Origin of the sequence: Microcystis sp. LE19-195.1E, assembly GCF_027532095.1 — a bacterium.
Lineage (GTDB): Bacteria > Cyanobacteriota > Cyanobacteriia > Cyanobacteriales > Microcystaceae > Microcystis > Microcystis aeruginosa.
Genome location: NZ_JAPZSZ010000111.1, coordinates 1 through 23,288 on the forward strand (window position 1 = coordinate 1; position 23,288 = coordinate 23,288).

25 protein-coding genes and 1 pseudogene are annotated in these 23,288 nt (G+C 42.6%); 16 read left to right on the plus strand and 10 right to left on the minus strand.

The genetic code is table 11. From position 1 onward, the window contains the following. Positions 1-271 precede the first annotated feature (271 nt). Entirely contained in the window at positions 272-1,813 is a 1,542-nt protein-coding gene (locus O9300_RS06790; RefSeq protein WP_287970818.1) for a ferredoxin--nitrite reductase, read from the plus strand. A gap of 423 nt (positions 1,814-2,236) precedes the next feature. On the opposite strand, the gene O9300_RS06795 is transcribed toward O9300_RS06790, so the two are convergent. Beyond that, on the minus strand, positions 2,237-3,271 hold the full coding sequence (locus O9300_RS06795) for a PstS family phosphate ABC transporter substrate-binding protein (RefSeq protein ID WP_287970820.1): 1,035 nt from the start codon (positions 3,269-3,271) through the stop codon (positions 2,237-2,239). A 623-nt stretch (positions 3,272-3,894) separates the two neighbouring features. Between O9300_RS06795 and pstS (O9300_RS06800) the strand changes: the two genes are divergently transcribed. The 5 genes from pstS (O9300_RS06800) to pstB (O9300_RS06820) all read left to right on the plus strand — a co-directional run bounded on the left by pstS (O9300_RS06800) (position 3,895) and on the right by pstB (O9300_RS06820) (position 9,275). After that, positions 3,895-5,016, plus strand: coding sequence for a phosphate ABC transporter substrate-binding protein PstS (gene pstS, locus O9300_RS06800; RefSeq protein ID WP_287970823.1), 1,122 nt, complete (start codon positions 3,895-3,897; stop codon positions 5,014-5,016). Positions 5,017-5,111: 95 nt separating this feature from the next. Beyond that, positions 5,112-6,071 (plus strand): phosphate ABC transporter permease subunit PstC, encoded by a 960-nt coding sequence (gene pstC, locus O9300_RS06805; protein WP_190357621.1) that lies wholly within the window; start codon positions 5,112-5,114, stop codon positions 6,069-6,071. Between the two features lie 391 nt (positions 6,072-6,462). Next, positions 6,463-7,356: a phosphate ABC transporter permease PstA gene (pstA, locus tag O9300_RS06810; protein WP_002797854.1), complete on the plus strand. Its 894-nt coding sequence runs from the start codon at positions 6,463-6,465 to the stop codon at positions 7,354-7,356. A 219-nt stretch (positions 7,357-7,575) separates the two neighbouring features. Beyond that, positions 7,576-8,379 carry a phosphate ABC transporter ATP-binding protein PstB gene (pstB, locus tag O9300_RS06815; protein WP_287970826.1) on the plus strand — a complete coding sequence of 268 codons (804 nt, stop codon included), beginning with the start codon at positions 7,576-7,578 and terminating at the stop codon, positions 8,377-8,379. Between the two features lie 98 nt (positions 8,380-8,477). Next, a complete protein-coding gene (pstB, locus tag O9300_RS06820; protein WP_002797856.1) occupies positions 8,478-9,275 on the plus strand; it encodes a phosphate ABC transporter ATP-binding protein PstB in 798 nt (265 codons plus the stop codon). A gap of 74 nt (positions 9,276-9,349) precedes the next feature. Here the strand turns inward: pstB (O9300_RS06820) and O9300_RS06825 are convergent, their stop codons facing one another. The 3 genes and pseudogenes from O9300_RS06825 to O9300_RS06835 form a co-directional block, all read right to left on the minus strand. Then, complete coding sequence (locus tag O9300_RS06825; RefSeq protein ID WP_261779587.1) at positions 9,350-9,481, minus strand: hypothetical protein; 132 nt, start codon at positions 9,479-9,481, stop codon at positions 9,350-9,352. Positions 9,482-9,597: 116 nt separating this feature from the next. Continuing rightward, positions 9,598-9,687, minus strand: a pseudogene (locus O9300_RS19650) (Rpn family recombination-promoting nuclease/putative transposase); the annotation flags it as partial. A 23-nt stretch (positions 9,688-9,710) separates the two neighbouring features. Beyond that, a complete protein-coding gene (locus tag O9300_RS06835) occupies positions 9,711-9,935 on the minus strand; it encodes a hypothetical protein (RefSeq protein WP_002797857.1) in 225 nt (74 codons plus the stop codon). A gap of 410 nt (positions 9,936-10,345) precedes the next feature. On the opposite strand from O9300_RS06835, the gene O9300_RS06840 reads away from it, so the two are divergent. Next, positions 10,346-10,696 carry a hypothetical protein gene (locus O9300_RS06840; protein WP_287970829.1) on the plus strand — a complete coding sequence of 117 codons (351 nt, stop codon included), beginning with the start codon at positions 10,346-10,348 and terminating at the stop codon, positions 10,694-10,696. Positions 10,697-10,802: 106 nt separating this feature from the next. On the opposite strand, the gene O9300_RS06845 is transcribed toward O9300_RS06840, so the two are convergent. After that, positions 10,803-11,819, minus strand: a complete 1,017-nt coding sequence (locus O9300_RS06845; RefSeq protein ID WP_287970833.1) for a PstS family phosphate ABC transporter substrate-binding protein — start codon at positions 11,817-11,819, stop codon at positions 10,803-10,805. Between the two features lie 423 nt (positions 11,820-12,242). On the opposite strand from O9300_RS06845, the gene pstS (O9300_RS06850) reads away from it, so the two are divergent. From pstS (O9300_RS06850) to O9300_RS06880, 7 genes are all read left to right on the plus strand, one after another. Continuing rightward, the gene (gene pstS, locus O9300_RS06850) at positions 12,243-13,256 is read left to right on the plus strand and encodes a phosphate ABC transporter substrate-binding protein PstS (protein ID WP_287970836.1); all 1,014 of its coding nucleotides are present in this window, start codon (positions 12,243-12,245) and stop codon (positions 13,254-13,256) included. Positions 13,257-13,431: 175 nt separating this feature from the next. Next, positions 13,432-14,406 (plus strand): phosphate ABC transporter permease subunit PstC, encoded by a 975-nt coding sequence (gene pstC / locus O9300_RS06855; protein ID WP_287970838.1) that lies wholly within the window; start codon positions 13,432-13,434, stop codon positions 14,404-14,406. Positions 14,407-14,410: 4 nt separating this feature from the next. Then, a complete protein-coding gene (gene pstA / locus O9300_RS06860) occupies positions 14,411-15,295 on the plus strand; it encodes a phosphate ABC transporter permease PstA (RefSeq protein WP_287970840.1) in 885 nt (294 codons plus the stop codon). An 11-nt stretch (positions 15,296-15,306) separates the two neighbouring features. After that, positions 15,307-16,116 (plus strand): phosphate ABC transporter ATP-binding protein PstB, encoded by an 810-nt coding sequence (gene pstB, locus O9300_RS06865; protein ID WP_147073551.1) that lies wholly within the window; start codon positions 15,307-15,309, stop codon positions 16,114-16,116. 6 nt (positions 16,117-16,122) lie between these two features. Further along, a complete protein-coding gene (locus tag O9300_RS06870) occupies positions 16,123-16,332 on the plus strand; it encodes a hypothetical protein (RefSeq protein WP_287970843.1) in 210 nt (69 codons plus the stop codon). A 70-nt stretch (positions 16,333-16,402) separates the two neighbouring features. Continuing rightward, a complete protein-coding gene (map, locus tag O9300_RS06875) occupies positions 16,403-17,167 on the plus strand; it encodes a type I methionyl aminopeptidase (RefSeq protein ID WP_287970845.1) in 765 nt (254 codons plus the stop codon). 189 nt (positions 17,168-17,356) lie between these two features. Continuing rightward, positions 17,357-18,538, plus strand: a complete 1,182-nt coding sequence (locus tag O9300_RS06880; RefSeq protein ID WP_287970847.1) for an aldo/keto reductase — start codon at positions 17,357-17,359, stop codon at positions 18,536-18,538. Between the two features lie 220 nt (positions 18,539-18,758). Here O9300_RS06880 and cobO read toward each other — a convergent pair whose 3' ends face one another. The 3 genes from cobO to O9300_RS06895 form a co-directional block, all read right to left on the minus strand. Next, positions 18,759-19,364, minus strand: a complete 606-nt coding sequence (gene cobO, locus O9300_RS06885; protein WP_002760003.1) for a cob(I)yrinic acid a,c-diamide adenosyltransferase — start codon at positions 19,362-19,364, stop codon at positions 18,759-18,761. Between the two features lie 74 nt (positions 19,365-19,438). Then, a complete protein-coding gene (locus O9300_RS06890) occupies positions 19,439-20,245 on the minus strand; it encodes a Uma2 family endonuclease (protein ID WP_287970849.1) in 807 nt (268 codons plus the stop codon). A 500-nt stretch (positions 20,246-20,745) separates the two neighbouring features. Further along, a complete protein-coding gene (locus O9300_RS06895; protein ID WP_287970851.1) occupies positions 20,746-21,192 on the minus strand; it encodes a helix-turn-helix domain-containing protein in 447 nt (148 codons plus the stop codon). A gap of 185 nt (positions 21,193-21,377) precedes the next feature. On the opposite strand from O9300_RS06895, the gene O9300_RS06900 reads away from it, so the two are divergent. After that, a complete protein-coding gene (locus O9300_RS06900; protein ID WP_287970853.1) occupies positions 21,378-21,740 on the plus strand; it encodes a hypothetical protein in 363 nt (120 codons plus the stop codon). Between the two features lie 85 nt (positions 21,741-21,825). After that, the gene (locus O9300_RS06905) at positions 21,826-22,134 is read left to right on the plus strand and encodes a hypothetical protein (protein ID WP_193977176.1); all 309 of its coding nucleotides are present in this window, start codon (positions 21,826-21,828) and stop codon (positions 22,132-22,134) included. A 352-nt stretch (positions 22,135-22,486) separates the two neighbouring features. On the opposite strand, the gene O9300_RS06910 is transcribed toward O9300_RS06905, so the two are convergent. Then, a complete protein-coding gene (locus O9300_RS06910) occupies positions 22,487-22,807 on the minus strand; it encodes a DUF5615 family PIN-like protein (protein WP_002781446.1) in 321 nt (106 codons plus the stop codon). A gap of 1 nt (position 22,808) precedes the next feature. After that, positions 22,809-23,027, minus strand: a complete 219-nt coding sequence (locus tag O9300_RS06915) for a DUF433 domain-containing protein (protein WP_002794870.1) — start codon at positions 23,025-23,027, stop codon at positions 22,809-22,811. Between the last annotated feature and the right edge of the window lie 261 nt (positions 23,028-23,288).

Genomic DNA, 23,288 nt, shown 5'->3' on the forward strand with positions numbered 1-23,288 from the left:
CCCACACCCCACACCCCACACCCCACCTTAATGCACTTACTGCATGATATAAATGCCTAAACACGATGGTGAGCAGATTTCTGTTACAAACAATACAAAATTATCCAACTTAAAACGAATTAAATAACAAATAGAGACTAGGTAAATTACTAAATTTTTGCTAATGACGACGGTATTTTAAAGAATACTTATTGTTAAATCCCGATTTCTTCATTTCTAACCCGCACCAACTAGAACAATTGCACCCACAGACCAGTAAGGAGATAGATTCGTGGTACAAGCACCTGAAAAAGATGGAACAACTCTCAATAAATTCGAGAAATTTAAAGCCGAAAAAGACGGATTAGCCATTAAAGATGAACTGGAGCATTTTGCCCAAATCGGTTGGGAAGCGATGGATAAAACCGATTTAGAACATCGCTTAAAATGGGTAGGGGTTTTTTATCGTCCCGTCACCCCGGGCAAATTCATGATGCGTTTGCGGATTCCTAACGGCATTCTCAGGGGTGAGCAAATGCGAGTTTTAGGGGAAATCGTGCAGCGTTACGGTGATGATGGCAATGCCGATATTACTACTCGTCAAAACCTACAATTACGCGGTATTCGTATCGAAGATATTCCTGATATTTTCCAACGACTAAAATCCGTGGGCATGACTTCGGTACAATCGGGCATGGATAATGTCAGAAATATTACCGGTTCACCCATGGCGGGACTAGACGCAGATGAATTAATTGACACTAGGGAATTAGTCCAAAAAGTCCAAGATATGATTACCAACTACGGTCAAGGTAATTATCAATTTAGCAATCTGCCCCGCAAATTTAATATTGCCATCGAGGGGGGACGGGATAATTCCGTTCATGCGGAAATTAACGATATTGCCTTTGTTCCTGGCTATAAAGAGGGAGAATTAGGCTTTAATGTCGTGGTGGGCGGTTTTTTCTCGGCTAAACGCTGTGAAGCGGCAATTCCCATCAATGTTTGGGTGAGACCGAATCAGGAAGTGGTGGATTTATGCCGAGGAATTTTGGAAGTTTACCGCGATAACGGATTGCGCGCCAATCGTCAAAAATCCCGTTTAATGTGGTTAATTGATGAGTGGGGAATTGAGGAATTCCGCACGCGGGTGGCTAATCAGTTAGGTTATCCCTTGGCAACGGCAGCCGAAAAAGACGCTATTGACTGGGAAAAACGAGATCATTTAGGAGTTTTTCCCCAAAAACAGGAGGGATTGAGCTATATCGGTCTTTGTGTTCCCGTTGGTCGTCTATTTGCCGATGATATGTTCGATTTAGCCCGGATTGCCGAAGTGTATGGCAGCGGAGAATTGCGTTTAACCGTGGAACAAAACGTGATTATTCCCAATATAGCGGCTGAAAATATGCCGACTCTTTTAACCGAGCCTTTACTGGCTAAGTTTACCCCCAATCCCACTCCTTTACAACGAGCGCTCGTTTCTTGCACGGGGGCGCAATTCTGCAATTTTGCCCTGATTGAAACCAAAAATAAGGCTGTGGACTTGATTAGTCAGTTAGATGCTGAATTAAATATCCCCCGGGGTGTGCGGATCCATTGGACCGGTTGCCCTAACTCCTGCGGACAACCCCAAGTGGCCGATATCGGTTTGATGGGGACAAAAGCGCGCAAAGACGGCAAAACCGTGGAAGGAGTTGACCTCTACATGGGGGGTAAAGTGGGTAAAGATGCCCACCTGGGAAGTTGTGTACAAAAAGGGATTCCCTGTGAAGACTTAAAATCGGTGTTAACCTCTATCCTCATCGAACAATTTGGGGCGACACCGAAAGGTTAATTAACAAGTTTCTCGATACGCTGGGGGGTTTATCCCCTCTTTTTTTTCTGTATCTCTGTTGGGTGAAATTGGCAAACCTCTTGCTATAGTAGGGGGCAGATAGGAGCAGGAAAATCCTTATGTATAGCGTTTCTCACACCTGTGTGGCACAGTTAAACCTTTGCTGATTAAGCTTTTCACCATCGACAATGTACCTCTTGCGAACAGGAAACGCTATATTTTCCTACCAGATGGGAATCGTTACTTAGGGTTTGCTGAATAAATGTGAAATATAGACGAGGTAAGAGTTTTAGGGTACTGTTTCGCCCCCACAGGTGCAAGATTTTGAGAGTCCTGTAAGGGCGAAGCATTCGGGCAATAACCTATCGGTGAAACCGTAGATTTTCTATCCGAATGCTTCGCCCCTACTTTTTGCCGCAAACCCTATTTAGCTTCAAATTGGGCTTGTTTACGAAGTAATTCCCCGATGGTTAAATTGGGTTGGGGTCTGCCATCAAAAACTGTTCCTACCTCAAATTTTTGCAACTGTACCCGTGCCAAATGATAGGCCTCATTCGGTAGGGGAATATAACCAATAGTATCTAATAAATTGGGAACTCGATCAAGATAATGTTCGACAAATTTCTCTAAAGCGGGATTCTCTTGGGCTTTTTGGGCATTAACATAAATAAACAAAGGACGAGATAAAGGCTGATATTTACTATCCTCTACATTGCCGCGAGTTGGTTCAATACCGTTAACTTTCAAAGCTTTTAATTTATCCCGATTTTGTTCATAATAAGCGTGGCCAAAATATCCCAAAGCGTTGGCATCTTGACTGACGGCATTAACTAAAGCTTGGTCATCTTCACTAAAATTAAAGTCCCCACGGCTGGCATCTTTGCCGTTAATTACCTCACTAAAAAAATCGTAGGTTCCTGAGTCTTTACCGGGCCCGTGAAGGGTAATCGGTCGGTCGGGCCAAGCGGGATTAATTTGATTCCAACGTTTGATTTTATTCTCGGCCGCTGGTTCCCAAATAGTTCTCAATTCTGTGGTCGAAATATCATCAACCCAGTTATTTTGGGGATTGACTACCACGGTTAAAGCATCAAATGCGATCGGTAGTTCAATAAATCTTACCTTATTAGCATCACATTCTTTTAATTCTTCCACAGAAATTGGTCGAGAAGCATTATTAATATCCGTTTCTCCTGCACAAAATTTTCTAAACCCACCGCCAGTTCCTGAAATATTAGCATCAATTTTAACATCAGCCAAAGCTTTGTTAGGGGTATTAGCTTTAAAATCTTCGAGAACTTTATCGGTAATTGGTGCTACGGTACTCGAACCATCGATTTTAATTGGTTTTAGGTCTTGAGGATTAATATTGGCACAGGCGGGTAAAATTAGGGCAGTACCCAGGACAATTGCCACTACTTTGGTGGGACGAGATAGCTGAGTAAAAATTTCTAGCATAGGTGTAAAAAGGAGAAAGTAAAAAAGGGTATTGGGGAGACTTTTCAGTTAAGCTAAACGGCTTTTACTTCGGATCACCGATATAGACTCCAAAAGGGTTATAGCTATTGGATCATGCAGGTTAAGCGCCGTTTAGCTTATCAGTGGGGTAGTGGGGTAGTGGGGTAGTGGGGTAGTGGGGTAGTGGGGAGAAAAAAGCTGAGGGATGATGACTAAAAACCTTAATCTTTTCTTTGTTGTTTTTACGTCCCTACAATGATAGGGAAAGAGAAAAACCCAATCTAAACCGGAAAAGTCAGCGGCTTTACCCGCAACTTAAAACTAATATTTAGTCAAAATAAATAGTAAAAGAAGAACGTAGGTTGGGTTGAAGCATGAAACCCAACGCCCGATTATGTTACGCTACCGCTAACCCATACTACAAATAATTGTGCCTCCCTACTTAAAACTAATGTTTAGTCAAAATAAATAGTAAAAGAAGTTGAGATTTTTGTCTAGTTATCGAGAAAATTTTTCTTGACAATACATTATATTTTTTTATTCACTTCTTAACCTATTCTTTACCAAGGCGTGGTAGGTTTTAGCGTAAGATTTAAGGCAGTTTACGGATCAAAATTAATCCTATGCTCAGCAAAAACAGAACCCATTTACTAACAGCCTTATCCCTAGCGACTTTAACAGCGACTTTAACCGCTTGTGGGGGCGGCGATACGGCAGGAACTAGCGGAGAGGGAAGCAATAGAATCGCCCAGGTTCCTCTACAAGGAGAGGTCGCCCTCAATGGTGCGGGCGCTTCTTTTCCTGCACCCCTATATCAAAACTGGTTTGTCACCATTAATCAAATATTTTCTAAACTGCTAATTAACTATCAATCTACCGGTAGCGGGGCGGGAGTCGAACAATTTATTCAAGGTACGATCGATTTTGGCGCTTCCGATGTGGCCATGAGTGACGAGGATATGGCCAGAGTTAGCCGCGGGGTTTTACTGCTACCGATGACGGCGGGAAGCATCGTTATGGCTTATAATTTGCCCGGAGTAGAAGGGCTGAAACTAAGCAGAGAAGCCTATGTAGGCATCTTTTTAGGCACGATTACCCGTTGGAACGATGCCAAAATCGCCGCCGATAACCCCGATTTAAAACTACCCAATGAAGAAATTACCGTAGTTCACCGGGCAGACGGTAGCGGGACGACGGGAGTTTTTACCAAGTTTTTAAGCGCCGTTAGTCCCGAATGGAAAAAAAGCATCGGGGAAGGAAAAGCCGTACAATGGCCGACCAAAAAAGGTAAATTTCTCGGTGGTAGGGGTAATGAGGGAGTAACTGCCCTAATTCAACAAAATCAAGGCTCGATCGGCTATATCGAGTATGGTTTCGCTAAAAATAATAACCTGCCCATGGCCGCCCTGCAAAATCAGGCGGGTAAATTTGTCAATCCCGATGAAACCAACGCCGCTGCCACCTTAGCCACGGTGGAATTACCCGAAAATCTGCGGGCTTTTATCGTTGATCCCCCGGGGGAAAATTCCTATCCCATTGTCACCTATACCTGGATGTTGGTTTACAAAAAATACAACGATCCCCAAAAAGCTTTAGCAATGGAGGCGATGATTGAATTTGGACTCAATCAGGGACAGGAACAGTCCGCCGCCCTTGGTTATATTCCCCTACCGAAAAATGTCCGCGAACGAGTAGCCGCCGCCGCCGATGTCATCTATCCCGATTACACAATCAAGGTGGATTAGTAGCCGAAAAAATGTATTCAAAGTTACAATAATAAGTGGAGAAAGGCCAATTTCGACCTTAGCTACCGCAAACTAGCTGGATTTAAACCCTAATCATGAGTGCGCCCACAGTTTCACCCGACTCAAATTTTAAAGAACGTCCAGAATCGGAAAAAATCCTCGATAAAGGCTTTGTTGGATTAACTACCGCCTTTGCCATCGCTATTGGGGTAATTTTGCTCCTAATTGCCCTAGTGATTTTTATTCGGGCTTTACCGGCGATTCAAACCTTTGGTCTGGGATTTTTGACCAGTAGTGCTTGGAATCCCGTGCGCGGTCGCGAAGAATTCGGAGTTCTGCCCGTTATCTACGGAACTCTCGTTAGTTCTCTGATTGCCCTCCTGATTGCTGTTCCCCTCGGTATCGGTTCAGCCATTTTTTTAAGCGAAGATTTTATTCCCTTAAATGCGCGGACAATTTTGGTTTTTCTCGTACAACTTTTGGCCGCTATTCCCAGTGTTGTTTACGGATTATGGGGTATCTTTGTATTGATTCCTATCCTCAGACCCCTTGGTAACTGGTTAAATGGTAATTTTAGTTGGATTCCTCTGTTTAGTACTCCTTTAGGGGGTCCTGGAATGTTACCGGCGGGGGTTATTTTAGCAATTATGATCCTGCCGATTATTATCGCTATCTCTCGTGACTCTTTGGCCGCTTTACCGCCGGATCTAAGGCAAGCTTCCCTAGGCTTGGGGGCCACCCGTTGGGAAACGATTTTTCGGGTATTAATTCCCGCCGCTTTTTCCGGGATTGTCGGGGGGATTATGTTAGCTTTAGGGCGCGCTTTAGGGGAAACAATGGCAGTAACGATGATTATCGGCAATTCTAACCGCATTAGTGCCTCTATTCTCGCCCCCGCTAACACGATCGCTTCCTTATTGGCTAACCAATTCGCCGAAGCATCGGGAATGCAAGTATCAGCTTTAATGTATGCGGGTTTTGTTCTCTTGGTTTTGACCCTAGTAGTCAATATCTTCGCAGAATTAATCGTTAATCGCGTCAAAGCTAAGTATTAAGCCGTCGGTCGTCAGTTATCAGTTATCAGTTTTGAGTTTTAAGTTTTGAGTATTAAGTGAGCAGTTTGTATTAAGTGTTCATCATCAAATGGCAGTTTACTGCTGTCTTTTCACTTTTCACTGTTTACTAATCACTGATAACTGATTACTGTTCACTGATTACTGATAACTGATTACTGTTTAAGTAGCTGGTTATAATTAAATTAAAAATGGATTTTAGCTTCGATCCTCCCTTAATCCCCCCTTAATCCTAGGCTTGATTCATAGTAGGGTTGATTCATGAATCAACCCTACCCTTAATCCCCCCTTGATAAGGGGGGTGTCTGACAACTTTTAACACCTACCTACTTACTGTTCACTGATTACTGATAACTGATAACTGATAACTGATATGGATAGTGCGAATTTAGGCAATAATCTCAAAAAGAAACCGAGTAGTCCTCGATCGCTATTGGGGACAATTATGACCGTCCTATCGGGTTTATGTTTAGCCGTCACCGTGATTCCCCTTTTTGCCGTCCTAGGCTTCGTTTTTGTGCAAGGGGTGGGCCGTTTAAACGCCAATCTCTTTACCAAATTACCGCCACCGCCGGGGTTAGGAGGAGGAGGCATCGCTAACGCCATTTTAGGGACAATTATCGTCGTCGCCCTGGCCACAGCGATCGCAGTTCCCATTGGCGTTTTAGCGGCGGTTTATCTCTCGGAATTTAGCGGTGATAATAAACTTGCCCAGGGTGTGCGCTTTGCTACCAACGTTTTAGCGGGTGTCCCTTCGATTATTGTCGGGGTTTTCGCCTACGGTTTGCTAGTTGCTCCGTTATTTGGCGAAGGAACAGCCCTTTTAGGCTTTTCTGCCCTTGCCGGTTCGATCGGTTTAGCGGTGTTAATGTTACCCACTATTATTAGAACCACCGATGAGGCTTTAAAAATCGTTCCCCAAGACATCCGCTGGGCGGCCATGGGTTTAGGGGCCTATAACTACCAAACCGTCCTAAAAATCGTCCTTCCTGCCGCAGTTCCCGCTATTTTAACCGGTGTGACTTTAGCAATTGCTAGGGCTGCTGGGGAAACCGCCTCCTTAATTTTTACGGCATTATTCTCTAACTTTTGGCCCCGGGGTGTCTTTGAACCGATTGCCACCCTTTCGGTCTTAGTTTTCAACTTTGCTACTGCCCCTTTTGCCCCCCAACAGCAATTAGCTTGGGCAGGTGCTTTAATTCTGGTGCTTTTGGTGTTGGTAACTAACATTTTATCCCGTTTAGCTACGCGCCAGAAAACCTATTAAGTGGGTGGGTGGAATTAAATATAAGATGAACGTAGGTTGGGTTGAAGCATGAAACCCAACGCCCGCATAGTTTACGCTACCGCTAACCCATCCTACAAATAATTGTGCCTCCCTACTTAAGTCAAGGAAAAAGTGAAAAGGAAAAAGGGATATTTCAGTAAAAATCCACCTATCTTTCCAATTCCTCAATTAGCCAAATTCAAGTGAAATAAATAATTTATGCTAACTAACTCTAACACCCATTCTACAGGAACCGTTTTAAAGGTCGATAAGGCTGATATTTACTATGGTAATTATCGGGCAGTACGAGACGTTTCGATCGATATTCCCAAAAATAAAGTCACCGCTTTTATCGGACCCTCTGGCTGTGGAAAAAGTACCATTCTCAGGTGTTTTAATCGTCTCAATGATTTAATTCACGGTTTTCGTATTGACGGCAAAGTTTTTTATCATAACCAAGATATTTACTCTCAAGACGTGGATCCTGTGGAAGTAAGAAAATACATTGGTATGGTGTTCCAGCGCCCTAATCCTTTTCCCAAATCCATTTATGATAATGTGGTTTACGGAGCGCGATTAAATGGTTATAAAGGGGATTTGGATGAATTAGTAGAAAAGTCCCTGCGTCGGGCTGCTCTCTGGGAAGAAGTAAAAGATAAACTGAAAGAAAGCGGTTTTTCCCTATCGGGGGGACAACAACAAAGATTATGTATTGCTCGCGCTATTGCCGCTCAACCAGAAGTATTATTAATGGATGAACCCTGTTCGGCACTCGATCCAATTTCAACTTTAAAAGTTGAGGAATTAATGCACGAATTAAAAGAACGTTACACGATTATTATTGTTACTCACAATATGCAACAAGCCACAAGAGTAGCAGATTTAACGGCTTTTTATAACGCTGAAGCCACCGATAAAGGTGGCAAAATTGGTTATTTAGTCGAGTTTGATCATACGGACAAAATCTTCGGTGATCCTCAAGAACAAGCAACTAAAGATTATGTTAGTGGACGTTTTGGCTAAATCCAGTTATCAGTTATCAGTTATCAGCTTTTTTCTTCCCTCTCCCCCTCTCCCTTTTCCCTTTTCCCTTTTCCCCAACACCTATTCCTTTGAAAATTATGTATAGTAAAGATGTTGTTACCGATGCGGTTTTGAGAACCAAAAACTTAAATGTTTACTACGGTTCTAATCTCGCGGTTCGTGATGTTAACCTTGATATTCCTGAGAAAAAAGCGGTCGCTTTTATCGGTCCCTCTGGCTGCGGGAAAAGTACGGTTTTGCGCTGTTTTAATCGCATGAATGATCTGGTTAAAAGTGCCAAAATTGAGGGAAAAGTTACCTTTCGCGGTCAAGATATTTATGGTAATTCCGTTAATCCTATCGGGTTACGCAGTCGTATTGGTATGGTTTTTCAGAAACCGAATCCTTTTCCTAAATCTATCTATGAAAATATCGCTTTTGGGGCGCGCTTAAATGGTTACATCGGTGATATGGATCAATTAGTAGAGGAATCTTTAAAAAAAGCCGTTCTCTGGGATGATGTTAAAGATAAACTCAAAGAAAGTGGTTTAGCTTTATCGGGGGGACAACAACAAAGGTTATGTATTGCCCGCGCTATTGCGGTTAAACCGGAAGTTGTTTTAATGGATGAACCCTGTGCGGCACTCGATCCGATTTCTACCCTAAAAATTGAGGAATTAATTCACGAATTAAAAACCCAATATACTATAGTTATTGTTACCCACAATATGCAACAAGCTTCGCGGGTTTCTGATTTAACGGCTTTTTATAATGCTGAACCGACCCCAAAAGGCGGTAAAGTAGGTTATTTAGTGGAATATGATCGCACCGAGGTAATCTTTCAAAATCCCGCTCAAGAGTCCACTAGAGATTATGTTAGCGGTCGTTTTGGTTAAAGGATTAATAATTAATCGTTATTCACGACCCCGGGATAGATTAATTTTTTCCCCAGGGAATGATTGAAAAACGATTAACTTAACTGATTGCGAAAACGTTTGGCGCTAATAGTTAAAAGTATGACAGCGAAACCAATCAGAGCCAATAAACGAATAGCAAAACCAAAGATAAAAAGAGTCATCAGGACGGAGAGAATTAGTTTCATAAAATTGCCCGATTACGGATAGATTTTGACGGCAGTTTTCGGGAACTTCTCGCCCCCTTTCCCTGTCTAAGTCTAAGGCAGTAGCGAGGGTAATATAATCTAAATTTTGCTGGTAATTTTCCCCGTTGTTGACCTTCTTCTCTACCTTCTTTTATTGCTTCTTGATCGACTTTAGTTTGTTTGAGATCGCTAAGACTAAATATGGCTTACAAAAATAAGCTTACTAATGTTAAGCACCCCCACAGTAATGCCAAGAATTCATCGCTTTAAAATACTGTTGAGTTCTATAGTTTAACACACTATAAATTTTACCTCGTTCATCACCCGGTGGACAATCATCTGGCACTTTAGTTAAACAGAGTTTTACTTTATCGCCGGGTAAAGCTGTTTTTAAAGCTGGAACTTCATCAAGTTTAACATAGAAAAACAGAACAACTCCGTTGGTTAGAACCACAACTGCTTCCGCATCAGGGTCGTCATCAAATCTGGTGGTTATTTCTTGGATAAAAGTGTTAGAACAATCATTAATACGAGTGGGAGGGGGTGCGGCAAGAACCCTGGCAGTAAGAAGTAAATATAATCAAGTAAATCTAATAGTTTGTTTAAGATTTTTCATGACAAAATTTTCTAGATAAAATTAGACTCAAACTCAAACCTTTTCTGTTATTATGGGAGTAGGGCTAATTTTGCAATCGCGTATGTTCTTCTTATGGCAAAAATTTTGACCTTGAGTTACTAACAGTTTCTCGACCGTGAGACATAATAATCCTCATGTTCCGTGATTGATCTCCCATAATTAAAATAGTCCCTTAACGACTACTATTGGCAAGAGACAGATAAAAAGCTCTAAAGGGATTGTCACCCATGACGGATGAAAGATTAGAACGGATCGAGAGCATATTACAGGCTACCGTTGTCCTCACGCAACAGAATCGAGAAGATATAGCACAACTAACCGGTGAGGTTAGGACAATAGCAGGGAGTTTTGAACGAACCAACGAGTGCTTAAACCAATTTATCACTCAAGCTGAGAGCGATCAACAGTTTTTCCGCAACGAAGTCACCGGTATCCGTACAGAAGTTAAGCGAATTGTAGAGCATCTTTTCGGACAATCCCCAGATCAGGAGCAAAGATTAGCCAACGGGTATATATTAGCCAAATCACTGGCAAAAAGCTTGATCAACCCTAATCAATTCTTTATACAACGCCGATAAATGCCTCTTCTCAAGAAAAAGGAAGCAAACCCAATAATTTTAGCTTTATTCCCGCAGCATAAATAAAAGTTGATAGGGTGAGTCAATCTCACCCCATTTTAACCGTCTAAAACTTGGCTTTCTGGCGCAGTAATTCGGCTAAAGTCACATCGAATTTTGAGTGTCCTCCGAAAACTGTTCCCGCTTCCCCGTTAAAGAAAGTGACCTTGGCTAAATGATAATGCTCACCGCTCAGGGGAATATAACCGACCTCTTGAACGATATTTTGAGCTTGACTGAGATAATACTCGACAAAACGCTGTAAATCTTTATTAGACTGAGCTTTTTGGGCGTTAACGTAGATAAATAAAGGACGGGCTAAGGGTTGATAGGTGGATTGTAGCACCGTTTCCCGGGAGGGCAAAACAGCCCCTTTACCATTGTCTATTGCTAAAGCTTTTAAGTTCGCCGCTTGTTTTTCGTAGTAAGCTAGACCAAAATATCCTAGGGCATTGGGATCTTGACTAACTCCTTGAATTAAGGTGTCATCATCTTCACTAGCAAAGTAATCGCTGCGGCTAACATCTTCTTTTCCTACCACCGCTTCCGTAAAATAATCGAAAGTTCCCGAATCTTTGCCCGCACCAAAGAGATTGAGAGGTTTATCCGGCAATCCTGATCGCACCTGACTCCACTTGGTAATTTTACCCTGGGCGGCAGGTTCCCAGATTTTTTTTAATTCCTCTAAAGTGATGCTGTCAATCCAATTGTTTTCTTTATTGACTGCGATGGTGAGCGCATCAAAGGCGATCGGCAATTCGATAAATCTAATGTTATTCCGATTACAGGCTTCGATCTCATCGCTGCGAATTGGTCGCGAAGCATTGCTAATATCGGTTTTTCCAGCACAAAACTGCCGAAAACCGCCAGTCGTCCCCGAAAAGTTGACGCTTATATCCGCAGACGGCTGTTTTTGTTTTTTGTATTCATCGGCGACAGCTTTGGTGATCGGGTAAACGGTGCTAGACCCATCAATAATAATTGATTTATTTGATTGGGAGTCAACGGGAGCGCAAGCAACTAAAACACCAGCACTAACAAAAATAAGAGCCTTTTTGAGCAATTTATCGAGATTTATCAGCATTTATCCATCCCCTTGCTTTTCTGGGAGTCAGAAAAATCTATCTCCATCATTTCAAAAAAAATTGATTTAACACGAAACTCACCCCAAAAAGATAACAAACTTAACAGTAGCGAAAAGCAGCGGTGGCCCTGTTTGCCTTCACACACCTAGATAAAAAGCTTTGTCTGGGCAATTTCTCCCCAAAAGATGATTTAAATTAAGATTTCATCCTTGAATAGATAGAATGGATTTTGGTCTTGATCGATCTAAATTATTGCCAAAAGCTGTGGATTTTTTAAATTAAACTTAACCAAAATTTTACCCAATCTTAACCAAAAAAATCTCCAATATTTCTAGATTTAAAAGTAATATTTGTGCCTTAAACTATATCTTGAAGAAAGTTCAACTTTCCCAATTGTGCAGGATTCTTCAACCGGAAAATTTATGATATTCTCAACTGCTACCCTAACTCGTGTGTGTGCTGTCTCCTTCGCCACGGCAGCGGCCTTAGCAGGGACGATGGGAGAAGCTTTCGCCCAAACCCTGAACGGTGCAGGAGCCTCCTTTCCCGCGCCCCTATACCAGCGTTATTTTGCCGACTATAAAAACGCCACCGGTGTCACCGTTAACTATAATTCCGTCGGTAGCGGTGCTGGTGTCCGGCAATTTATCGCCGGAACCGTCGATTTTGGGGCTTCTGATGCCGCTCCTTCCTCCTCGGAAAAAAGCCAGATGAAAAACGGTTTACTGCTAGTTCCCACCGCCGGAGGAGCCGTCGCCGTGGTTTATAATCTGCCCGGGGTAAATAACCTGCAAATTTCCCGGGCTAACCTCGGTAAAATCTTCAGTGGCGAGATCACTAACTGGAGACAGGTGGATCCGAAACTGCCCAACCAACCCATTAAAGTGGTGGTTAGGGCTGATGGTAGCGGTACTACGGAGATTTTTACCTCTCACCTGAGTGCTATTAGTCCTTCTTTCAAAAGTAAAGTGGGAACCAGCAAAGAACCCAACTGGGGTTTTACCGTTCTCAAGGGACCGAAAAATGATGGTGTGGCGGCCCTGGTTAAACAAACAGAAGGCTCGATCGGTTACGTTCAAGATACCTTTGCCCGCAAAAACGAAGGGGCAACCATGAGAACCGCCAAAGTTCAAAATAAAGCCGGTCAATTTGTCGAACCCAGTCTCGCTCAAGCTAACAAGGCGATGGAAGGGATCAAATTTAACGCCGATTTTACCGCTAATATGGACGATCCGAGCAGTGGTTATCCGATCGTCGGGATTACTTGGTTATTAGTACCGAGAGACTACGCGGATAACAAAAAAGCGGCAGAAATTAAAAGACTGTTGACTTGGATTCTCACCACTGGTCAAGGAATCAACAATCAATTGGAATTTACTCGGATTCCCCCATCGGTGACTCAAAAAGTTTTAGCCGAAGTTAACAAAATTAAATAAATACTTTTGTATTAGTTTGGGCTTGATTGTCACCGCTTTCCAGTAAGATGGAAAAAAGTTACCGGTTAACCCCATAACTAATAACTGCAAGTATTTCTTTTCTCTGGGCTGAACAATGTTCAGCCCCTACAGTTGCGTTTTAAACAACTGATAACTGGTAATCGCTCTCTACCTTATGGCTAATTTTTCTGAACCTGTTGAGTCTTTTGATCTTTCAGCAGCCAATCTTAACGAAAGCCCCGGCACTGCGGGTTTATTCAATCGCATTTTTACGATCCTAGTCTGGATTTGTGCCGCTTCCGGTTTAATTTTTCTGCTGTGGATGGCCTGGATTGTTTTTCAGGATGCGCGGCCGGCGATCAATGAATTCGGTTGGGGATTTCTCTGGGGAACCACTTGGGATGTTAACGTCCTCAAATTTGGTGGTTTACCCTTTATTTTCGGTTCGATCGTTTCCTCGATTCTGGCTCTTTTATTAGCTATTCCCCTCAGTGTTGCCGTTGCTTTAACCACTAGCGAGAATTATTTGCCGGCAAGTGTCCGTTATCCCATCGGTTTTCTAGTGGAATTAATTGCCTCGATTCCCAGTGTAATTATTGGTTTATGGGGGATTTTCGTACTAATTCCCCTGCTTAAACCCCTGCAAGAATGGTTATTTCAAAATTTTGCTTGGTTCCCTTTGTTTAATACCCAACCTTTGGGACCAAGTATGTTGATCGCCGGTGTGATCCTGGCGATCATGATCGTGCCGACTATTTCCGCTATCAGTCGCGATGTCTTGCTTACCGTCCCCCCCGAATTACGCAGCGCCTCCATGGCCCTAGGGGCGACTCGTTGGGAAACCATCTGGCGCGTGTTATTGCCGGCGGCGAGTTCTGGCATTATCGGGGCGATTATCCTCGGTTTAGGGCGCGCTTTAGGGGAAACTATGGCGGTGGCCATGGTAATCGGTAACTCCTCGATTATTACTCCCTCCCTCTTGGCCCCCGGTTACACTATTCCCGCTGTACTAGCCAATACCTTCCCAGAAGCTTTTGAAAAAATCCACATCGGAGCCTTGATGTATCTAGCTTTAATTCTATTTGTTATTACCTTAGCCGTCAATAGTGTAGCGGCTTTATTAGTACAATTTATCAACCGCAATCGTTAATTTTATGAGCCAAGGAGCTTTTCCCGAAGAAGATTTACAGCAACCCCTGTCACCCTGGCGACATTTTTTTACCAACGGTCTCACGGGTTTAGCGATCGCTCTTAGTGCCATCGCCATTCTGCCTTTATTCGCTATCCTCTTTCAAATTGTCAAAGAAGGTTTACCCGGATTCAATTGGCAAGTTTTCACCTCTTTACCCGCCCCAGTTGGCTCTGATCCCAGTGTTCCCAACGGTTTTGCCAATGCGATCGTGGGTACTTTAACTATGGTCGGTTTAGCGGCTTTAGGCAGCATACCTCTGGGGATTCTCACCGGGGTTTTCCTCTCGGAATTCGCTCGGGGTTCGAAAATTGGCGGTATTCTGCGCTTTGCGATCGTGGTGTTGAGTAGTACCCCTTCCGTCATCGTCGGGGTGTTTTCCTTCGGGGTTTTGGTGTTAACTACCAAACAATTTTCCGCCGTAGCGGGGGCCTTTGCTTTGGGGGTGATTATGTTGCCCATCGTCGCTTTAACCACGGAAGAGGCCCTAAAACTAATACCCATGTCCTACCGTCTCGGTTCCTCCGCTTTGGGGGGTTCCCGTTTCGATACGGTATTTCGCATTGTCCTACCAGCAGCGATCGCACCGATTATGACCGGGATATTATTAGCGGTGGCCCGGGCTGCTGGAGAAACTGCCCCCTTAATGTTTACGGCTTTATTTAGTCAATTTTGGCAAGAAAGTCTTTGGTCGCCCACACCGGCTTTAACGGTGTTGATTTATAACTACGCTAGTTCCCCCTTTCCTGAACAAAATTCCTTGGCTTGGACAGCTTCTTTAGTCCTAATTATCTTAGTTTTAATTACTAGCCTTCTCTCCCGTTTTGTTACTCGTAAACGCTCAAATTAAGCATTTTTCTGATGATCGATTCCTCTCTCATGAACAATCCTACTTCTCTAGCTAATTCGGCGATCGAAGTCGAAAATCTTAGCTTTTTCTACGGTAGCAAAAAAGCCCTGGAAGGGGTTTCTTTACAAATACCTCAAAGGCAAGTAACCGCCATGATCGGCCCCTCTGGTTGTGGTAAATCTACTCTCTTAAAAGCCCTCAATCGCATCGGGGAATTAGAGGGGCAAGTGACAGTTAAGGGCAAAGTTAGGTTTTTTGGCCAGGATATCTACGCCCCCAAAGTTAACCTTCATACCTTACGGCGACAGGTGGGTATGGTGTTTCAGCGCCCTAACCCTTTTCCCGCTAGTATTTACGATAATATTGCCTACGGTATTAGAATTTATCGTTCCGCTAGTCGCAGTGAATTAGATGGGATTGTGGAATCAGCTTTAAAAGGAGCTGCTCTTTGGAATGAAGTTAAAGATCTGTTGAATAAATCCGCTTTAGGATTATCGGGAGGACAACAACAAAGATTGTGTATTGCTCGCGCTTTGGCGGTAAAACCAAAAGTATTATTAATGGATGAACCTTGTTCTGCTTTAGACCCCCTTTCTACCCTCAAAGTCGAGGAATTAATCCATGAATTGAAGCAACAATACACGATCGTCATTGTCACCCATAATATGCAACAGGCCTCTAGGGTATCCGATCGCACGGCCTTTTTTAATACCGATGAAAGCCGCGTCGGTCATTTGGTGGAATGTGATGCCACCCAGAAAATTTTCACCGATGCAGTTAATCAACAAACTCGCGATTATGTAGCCGGTAGATTCGGTTAATTTGTCTTGTCAGGAGATAGGAGACAGGAGATAGGAGACTCCGAGACAGGAGATTATTTTTATTTATTCTCCCCATTTCCCCCCGCAACGCGCACGAAGTGGTCTCCCCACACCCTACACCCTACACCCTACACCCCACACCCTACACCCCACACCCTACACCCCACACCCTACACCCATCTCCCCACTTCCCACTCCCATAACCCAACCCCCTAAACAATAACGCTGCCCGATTTTGCTAGGATAAGAAATGTAACAAGAATCTTTCTCAACAGTCGGATAATTCATGGGCAACGATACCATCACCTTACTCTCTCCCCGGGAAATTGAAAAAATGCGCCGAGCCGGACGATTAGCGGCTAAACTGTTAGACCATCTGGCCGATATGGTTAAACCGGGGGTAAGTACCCTAGAAATCAATGACGAGGCAGAACGTTGGACTCGCGCCCATGGAGCCAAAAGTGCGCCCCTAGGATACCATGGCTTTCCTAAGTCCATCTGTACTAGCATTAACGAGGTTATCTGTCACGGCATCCCCAGCGCCGATCAAATCCTCAAAGACGGCGATATTATTAACATCGATGTCACCCCGATTTTAGAGGGTTATCACGGCGATACCTCGCAGACTTTCTTTGTCGGTACTCCCTCCCCCCTGGCTAAAAAGTTAGTGGAAGTTACCAGAGAATGTCTGCAAAGAGGCATAGATGCAGTGCAGCCGGGGGGTAAAATCGGCGATATCGGGGCGGCTATCCAAGAATATGCCGAAGGACAAGGATTTTCGGTGGTTAGAGATTTTGTCGGTCATGGTATCAGTAATGTTTTTCACACCAGTCCGCAGGTTCCCCACTACGGCACTCGTGGCAAGGGCAAAAAAATTCGCCCCGGCATGGTATTCACCATTGAACCAATGATTAATGAGGGAACCTGGCAACATATTGTCTTAAAAGACGGTTGGACTGCTATTACTAAAGATGGTAAACTTTCGGCCCAATTTGAACACACCATCGCCGTCACCGAAACCGGTGTCGAAATTCTCACTTTATCCGATTAAATTTAGGGAACGGGGAACAGGGGATAGGGAATGGGGGAATGGGAGAATGGGGAAATAGGGAAGTTTCAACTAATACCCCAAAACCCTAAAACCCTAAAACCCCATCTCCCCTCTCCCTTCTCCCCCCGCAACGCGCACGAAGTGGTCTCCTCACTTCCCACTGATAACTGATAACTGATAACTGAATATATGCAGTATCGTCGTTTCGGTCGCACTAATCTACAAATGCCGGTGTTTTCCTGTGGGGGAATGCGCTATCAATTTCAGTGGCAGGATGTGCCGATGTCGCAAATTCCCGACGAGAATCAAGGCAATTTAGAGGCAATCATCAATAAATCTCTAGAAGTGGGGATTAATCACATCGAAACCGCTAGGGGTTACGGCACTTCGGAGATGCAATTGGGCAAAATTTTGCCGCAACTACCGAGGGATGAGATTATCGTGCAGACGAAAGTTTCTCCTAGTCAAGATGTGCGGGAATTTCGCCGTAAATTTGAGCAATCCCTGCAATTTTTACGGTTAGATTATGTGGATTTGTTGGGTATCCATGGCATCAACACCGAGGAAATTCTCGATGACACTATGGCCGAGGGCGGTTGTTGGCAAGAGGCGAAAAAATTACAGCAACAGGGAAAAGTTCGTTTTATCGGTTTCTCGACCCATGCACCAACTGATGTAATTGTCAAGATTATTGCAACAAATTGTTACGATTACCTCAATCTGCACTGGTACTATATTTTTCAGAATAACTGGCCGGCCATAGAAGCGGCAAAACAGCACGATATGGGGGTTTTTATCATTAGTCCCGCCGATAAGGGCGGCCATCTCTACAATCCTCCCCCTAAGCTCGTGGCTCTCTGTTTTCCTCTCAGTCCGATGGTTTTTAATAATCTATTCTGTCTCAGTCATCCGACCGTCCATACCCTGAGTATCGGTGCTGCGCGAGCCAGAGATTTTGATGAACACCTGAAAACTTTACCTTTACTCGATCGAGCCGAGGAGATTTTACCGCCAATTATCGAGAGATTGCAAGGGGAGATGATCAACTGTTTAGGCGATAATTGGGTGAAAACTTGGTCTGTGGGTTTACCTAGCTGGGAAAATACCCCCAATCACATCAATATTCGTTCTATCCTCTGGTTACGCAATCTCGCTATCGCCTACGATATGATTGACTTTGCCAAGGCCAGATACAATCTCTTGGGGAATGGGGGTCACTGGTTCCCCGGTCAACAGGCAAAAGAGGTGGAAAAACTCGATTTAACTGCCTGTTTAGCCGCTAGTCCCCACGCTGATCAAATTCCCTATCTTCTCGCCGAAACTCATCGATTATTGTCGGGAGAGACGGTACAACGCTTAAGCAGTAGTTAATTAGGGCTTGCTGAATAAATCTAAAAACCTTGTTGGATAAGGCTTTTAGACTTTTTTTCCCTCAAAAAGTGCCGACCATTGGAGGGATCGGGGGTAAAATTCAGATACTTTTTCCCTGAAAATTAGGTAACTGACTACCTCAAAATCGGTAAAACCCTACACCCCACACCCCACACCCCACACCCTGCCCCCACGAAAAACTTTTTGCCGCAAACCCTAATTAAAATTCGATGCCGGGTTGCGCTTTCACTCCCTGTTGACGAAAGGGATGTTTAATTAACTTCATTTCCGTGACTAAATCCGCTATCTCGATTAATTCGGGTAAAGCTCCTCTACCAGTGAGAATAACGTGAGAATTAGCGGGTTTTCGGGCTAAACCAGCGATAACTTCCTGAATATCCAGATAACCGAATTTAAGGGCGATATTGATCTCATCGAGTAAAATTAATTGATATTGGGGATTTTCGAGAAAAGTGAGGGCTTTTTGCCATGCTTCTTCGGCTTTCTCTATATCTCTTTCTCTATCTTGGGTTTCCCAGGTGAAACCTTCCCCCATAGCATAAAACTCGATTTGTTCCCCCCAAACACTAAAAATCTTTTGTTCGGCAGGTTCCCAAGCACCTTTGATGAATTGTACCACCGCCACTTTGTAACCATGACCGAGGGAACGTAAAACCATACCGAGGGCTGCCGTGGTTTTTCCCTTGCCATCGCCGGTATTAACGATAATTAAACCTTTTTCAGCGATTTTTTCAGCTAAACGTTCCTCTTGGATGACCTTGCGGCGCTGCATTTTTTCTTTGTATTGTTCGGGAGTGAGTTGCATTCAAGTCTGTCCAGTCAAATCAAGATAATTGTAACTCAAGGGGTTATCGATCGCTGTTTGCAGATTTTAGCTGGCTAAATTGTCTGGGGGTTGATGCCTAATTCTCGTAATTTTGCCGCTAATCTTTCCTTAGCTTGTCGTTCTTGTTCTTTTTCTAAAAGAGCCTGTTCTTTTGCCTGTTGTTCCTGTTCTTTTTCTAAAAGAGCCTGTTCTTTTTCTAAAAGAGCCTGTTCTTTTGCCTGTCGTTCTTGTTCCTTTTCTAAAAGAGCCTGTTCTTTTGCTTGTCTTTGCTGTAATTCAGCTTCTTGGGGAGTGGGAACCAATTGACCATCGGCGGTAAAATAACGCAGTTTACGCTCAAATATGCCTAAATATAATCCTAACTGTTCACTCCATAGATAACCCCGGTCATTGGCAGAAATAGCTTGATATTGTCCCTCAAGTATCGTAAATCCTTGCAATTCTAAGGTATTAGGATCGAACCAAAAATAATTAGGAGTGCGAAAAGTATTTTGGTAGAGAATTTTCTTTTTAGTGCGGTCAATATTGGCCGTAGAATCGGAAAGAATCTCGACGATTACATTGGGATATTTTCCCTGTTCTCCCCAAACCACCCAACTTTTGCGGGGACGTTTTTCTGTATCTAAAACCACAAAAAAATCTGGACCACAGAAATCGCGCTTTTTCAGTTGTTCTTCGTTATAGTAGATAGTCAGATTACCGGAAGCGTAGTAATCGTTTTTCTCTTGCCATAACAATTCTAGACAACTGAGAAGAATTATGATCTGTTGCAGGTGTAAATCACTTTCCAAGGGTGGTTCATCACTCCATAAATCCGTCGGGGGACAGGTAACTTCTGGTAAAATGTCGAGAGTTGTCATAGTTTTTCCCCTGGCTGGGACATTTATCTAATTATAACAGCTATGAGAAATTATCAATTATGAATGTAGTAGGGTGCGCCCTTCCACAGCGTAACGCACCAAATAAATTAATGATAGATAGGTGCGTTACGACGGATTGTTAGATTCAAGTTTAAGCAGAGATTGTCGCCGTCTAACGCGCCCTAAATTCTGCAAAACGCAGATAGGAAAAACTCAGGCGATTGCTTTAACTCCAGCGTTCAATTTCTCTAGCAGCGGCGGGACTTAATTCGCTCATTGTTTTTGACACTAAGCAAGACAATTCAAGGCATTTTTTAACTATAGCAGTTCTAGATGTTGGGGTTGGCGGTTTGGTTTTGGGGTATTAGTTGAAATTTCTCCATTTCCCTATCCTCGTCAATTGTGTATCAAAGCAGCTTGACATCCATATCTTGATAAATTTATCAAAGTTACTCTGGTTTGAGACTATCTAAAATTAATTGTATATCTAAATCAAGAGCTTACCCTGTTTGTTTGATCGTTAATCCTAATCCTATTAGTTTGGGAACAGTTTCTAGTTTTGCTTTAATAACATTGTTTTCAGTTTTATCAATATGATAATTTTCTATTTCTCGATTATTAGAAGGGTTATGACAGAAAGTAACCTGATCAATTTTTACGGAATTTACTATGTTATTGGTACTACTCGTGGTAATAAATCTTTCAATTGCTGATCGAACAGTTGATTTATTTAATTCTTCCCCTAACACTTCCGAAAGAATGCGCCAAAGTTCATAGGCTTTATCTCTGGCATGACCTTCAGAACAATTATATTTTTCTGCTATTTTTGCATATCTCTGACCATCAAAAACGTTCTTTAAAATCCCTAATTGCAATGTATCGAGATGCTTTCCCGTGTGGTCAAAAACCAGATTATCAATAAGTGAGAAGACTTCTTGGGTATCCATGGGAGTAATGTTAAGATTTGGGGACATAATACCGTCATTATCCGTTATTTTCCGATATTTGTAAACATAGTTAACAAAACCTCCGACAATATCCGTTTTTTTCCGTCTTGAAATAATTTTAACTGGTTGATACATTGTCGGTAGTGTGGCTTGTTAGTTGTGTCAAATTTTCAGGAAATAAAATTATGCTCTATCCAACAAAAAAATCAATCAGTGTGTTGACTTTAGCAGGTTTTTTTTCAATCCTCCAGTTTACAGTATGGGTAACTAATTCTAACGCACAAAGTAGTGAAGTTCAGCAATTGTTGAGAGAAATAAACAGTATGGAGGGGGAAGCTGACCAGCTAATACAGCGAATGATAGCTGAAGACTGGCAAAGAATTTATAGGCTTTCTTGTCAAGGATTAATTCAAGAGGCCAATCAACTCACGAAAAATGGAGATTATTGGGCGACTCAAGTTAATATACCACATTATGCAGCTAGGGCATCGGGAAATTATGCCGCCTCTGAACGGAGATATCAAGAATATAATAGAAGATGTCGGTAATGCCAGTCCATTAATCGGGTGTATCTCAAAATGTTTTTAACCTCAAAGTCAAATCAAACTTATCGCTCAATTTGGTAAAAATCACATGAAAAGTATTCTCGTAACAGCTTCAGCATTTTTATTGGTCATGTCTCCTATTAACCAAGCAAAAGCTTCTACTCCTGATAATGTACAAACTAAAAACATATTGTGTTTAGACGTGTCAACAAATCAAACTTTTGCTAATACCGAAACTATTTTGTTGGTACAGCAACCTGTAGACCCGGTGTATATTGCTCCATCAACAGGACCAGAGAGCAACTGTACTTATTATATAGTGCGTGGTAAAGATGGAAAAATTTATGACTGCCGAAAATGTACATATGGCGGGCCGTATTGTTTTAGAAGAGAGTAGTGCGACTGTTATTTAAGATTCTAGACATCTGGTCAACAGAACTTCTCGCAATACTTCACTTTTCATGTCTCTGGGGATGCAAGAGAAAACCCTATCGCCATTAGACGATTTAGGTTTAAGGGAAAAATGAAAAATAAACTACTATTGATCTTGAATGTCTTAAACTTATGTTTTTGCATAGCTTTAGCTACCTTGTTGGCTATTATGGGTGAGCCAATACCTGCATTTTTGATCGGATTTATTGTGTTTATCTTCCTAGGAATAGTTCTTGGAATAATCTTCCCAAGTCGGTAGCCTTAATATCTTAGCCCAGACTCTTGAAAAATGGCTTAAATTCATTTTAAATAGGTTGTTATAAACTTACTACTGTTGCTGTTCCTTTTGTTACTGTTGCCAAAACTTCTAAAACTTTAGGAACCAAAGGCTTTAAATCAGCCAAACGATTTGATTGTGATTGTAAAATAATAATAGCTAGATTAAACTGCGGTAAATTTTGCTCAAACGGCAAATTCTTATCCACTGTAATAAAAATATCAAATTCTTGTGAAGCTAAACCTAACAGTTGACCATTCTTGATCCCAGTCCATCCCATTTGCGGAACAGTTTTGATATTATAACCTGTAAACTCCCTCATTAATCTTCGGTCAATACATTCATCTAAAAGAAGCCTCATTTCACGCTACCCTATCAATAAGCTCTTTTTCAAATTCTGCAAGTAAGCTAATAACTCGTTCTCTTGTTACCGTTGGAAAACCCTCTAAAAAATCATCAATTGATTCTCCTGCTTTAAGATAATCAAAAAGTGTTTGTATCGGAACTCTAGTACCTGAAAAAACAGGAACACCACTCATAGTTTCAGGAGATACATTGATAAGAGGCGAATATTTAGCCATTTTGATTACCTTCTTAGCTTCTACAGAGTAGATTAACCCAGAGCAATACGTCTTGTCTTCATATTCTAGCCTAGATTCTTGAAAAATGGGTTAAACTGATGCTAAATAGGGTTTGCTGACAAAGTACGGGCGAAGCATTCGGGCAATAACCTATCGGTGAAACCGTAGATTTTTTATCCGAATGCTTCGCCCCTACAGGACGCGGGCCGATGAAGACGCAAGGTTTTGAAGCACGATTCTCTCAAAATCTTGCACCTGTTT